Annotated in this window: 3 protein-coding genes; all 3 read right to left on the bottom strand. The window is 66.6% G+C overall.

Annotated elements, in window-relative coordinates; all coding sequences use genetic code 11:
- Nucleotides 1-295, bottom strand: a 295-nt coding sequence (locus EN935_RS34320; protein ID WP_206534641.1) for a histidine phosphatase family protein, incomplete at its 3' end; no start/stop codon positions are given.
- A gap of 15 nt (nt 296-310) precedes the next feature.
- Nucleotides 311-1,024 carry a phosphoribosylglycinamide formyltransferase gene (gene purN, locus EN935_RS34315; protein ID WP_127263841.1) on the bottom strand — a complete coding sequence of 238 codons (714 nt, stop codon included), beginning with the start codon at nt 1,022-1,024 and terminating at the stop codon, nt 311-313.
- A partial coding sequence (purM, locus tag EN935_RS34310; RefSeq protein WP_127374144.1) for a phosphoribosylformylglycinamidine cyclo-ligase occupies nt 1,021-1,768 on the bottom strand: 748 nt, incomplete at its 5' end. The genes purN and purM, both read right to left, overlap by 4 nt.

The raw sequence follows: 1,768 nt of genomic DNA, 5'->3' as shown, positions 1-1,768 counted from the left end.
CGTCTGTTTTACGAATCTGGCTCAGAATATCCGCCGCTGAAGCATCGTAGAGCGCTTTGGCGAGTTCGACCCGAGGGCGGACGGACAGTTCCGCTGCCACCAGCCGCCAGGTGTCGCGGGTGCGCAGCGCCGGCGACACCAGCGCTAGCTCCGGCAGCCAGTTGCGCGCCGCAAGCTCACGGCCCATCAATTGGGCTGCTTTCAGTCCGCGCTCGGCCAGCGGGCGGTCGAAATCATCGAGATCAGGGTCGTCCCAGCTCGATTTGGCGTGGCGAAGCAGGAGAAGCTGTTTCATCGTCACGCTCTCGACTCACGGCGTGATGCGCGCCAGATGCTCGAGGTCGGCTTCCTCACGCAGCGGGTCGGGGGCCATCACCACCGAGGTGCTGTTGTCGGCATCGTCGGCAAAGTGGGCAAGCACGGTGCGGCCGGCCTCCATGCGCGCCTTGCCTTCGGCGACCAGCCCCAGCGCCAGCGGATAGAGCCGGTGTTCGGTCTTCAGCACACGGGCAGCCAATGCATCCACAGTGTCGCCAACCATCACCGGCACGGCCGCCTGGGCGATGATCGGGCCGTCATCCATCTCGGAAGTGACGAAATGCACGGTACAGCCATGGATACGCATGCCGGCGGCCAGCGCGCGTGCATGGGTGTCGAGCCCCCTGAAAGCCGGCAGCAGGGCAGGGTGGATGTTGATCATGCGGCCCTGCCATTTCTGAACGAAGCCGGGGGTGAGGATGCGCATGTAGCCGGCCAGCGCCACGATCTCGGCATTGAATGCCGTGAGCGCTGCGTCGATCGCGGCATCATGCACCTGCTTGCTGCCATGGTCGGCACGCGAGATGACCTGTGTGGCGATGCCGCGCGCCCTGGCGATGCCGAGGCCGGCGGCGTCCGCCTTGTCGGAAATAACGCCGACGATCTCGGCCGGGAAAGCCGGGTCGCTGGCCGCCGCGATCAGCGCGGTCATGTTGGAGCCGCGCCCCGAGATCAGGACAACAGCGCGTTTCCTCTGCGCGCTCATAGGCCGATCGAGCCCCGATAGATGACGCCGGCATCCCTGCGCGGCACGATGCGGCCGATCGGCGTCACCGTCTCGCCGGCCTCCTGCAGCACGGCCGCGACCTGTGCTGCCTGGCCGGACGCGACCGCCAAAATCATGCCGATACCGCAATTGAAGGTGCGCATCATCTCTTCCGGCGCCACGCCGCCGGTCTTGGCCAGCCACGAGAACACGGGCGGGACGTCGATCGCCTCGAGGTCGAGCTCGGCCGAAAAATCCTTGGGCAGCACGCGCGGAATGTTTTCCGGGAAGCCGCCGCCGGTGATGTGGGCGAGCGCCTTGATGCCATGCGTGTTGCGGATCGCCTTGAGGATCGACTTGACGTAGATGCGGGTCGGCTCGAGCAGCGCCTCGGCGAGCGTCGCCTCGTCGTTGAACGGCGCCGGATCGCCCCAGGCCAGGCCGCTGACGGCAACGATGCGGCGCACCAGCGAAAAACCGTTCGAATGCAGGCCCGAAGAAGCCAGGCCTAGCAGCACGTCGCCCTCGACGATGTCGTCGGTGGGCAAGAGCTGGCCGCGTTCTGCAGCACCCACGGCAAAGCCGGCAAGGTCGTAGTCGTTGCCGTGATACATGCCGGGCATCTCAGCCGTCTCGCCGCCGATCAGCGCGCAGCCGGCCTTGCGGCAGCCCTCGGCAATGCCGCCGACGATCGCGGCACCCTGGTCGGGATCGAGCTTGCCGGTGGCGAAATAGTCGAGGAAG

The sequence above is a fragment of the Mesorhizobium sp. M7D.F.Ca.US.004.03.1.1 genome, from assembly GCF_003998635.1.
GTDB lineage: Bacteria > Pseudomonadota > Alphaproteobacteria > Rhizobiales > Rhizobiaceae > Mesorhizobium > Mesorhizobium loti.
This window is presented reverse-complemented; position numbering and strand designations above follow the sequence as displayed.

Excerpts from the sequence above, each read along its gene's own strand:
- purN (WP_127263841.1), bottom strand. The coding sequence starts at position 1,024 with ATGAGCGCGCAGAGGAAACGCGCTGTTGTCCTGATCTCGGGGCGCGGC.